This is a genomic window from Streptomyces sp. NRRL S-31 (assembly GCF_000718775.1).
In the GTDB taxonomy this organism is placed as follows: domain Bacteria; phylum Actinomycetota; class Actinomycetes; order Streptomycetales; family Streptomycetaceae; genus Streptomyces.
This window is the reverse complement of record NZ_JOCB01000309.1, coordinates 1-213: the sequence shown is the minus strand read 5'-3', so window position 1 is coordinate 213 and position 213 is coordinate 1. Positions and strand designations below refer to the sequence as shown.

Sequence of the window (213 nt, the reverse complement as noted above, 5' to 3'; positions counted from 1 at the left end):
GGTCCAGTGCAGCAGCGAGGAGGGCGAGGACATCGACGCCTCGACGTTGGTGACCTGGTAGCCGTGGACCGGGTCCATGATGGTCGGCAGGAACAGCCGCCCCGGGTCGCAGGACGAGAAGCCGGCGTTGCGGTCGGGGGTCCACTGCATGGGGGTGCGCACGGCGTCGCGGTCGCCGAGCCAGATGTTGTCGCCCATGCCGATCTCGTCGCC

1 pseudogene is annotated in these 213 nt (G+C 70.0%); it reads right to left on the bottom strand.

What is annotated here, in order from left to right:
• Positions 1-213, bottom strand: a pseudogene (locus IF37_RS40595) (trehalose synthase); the annotation flags it as partial.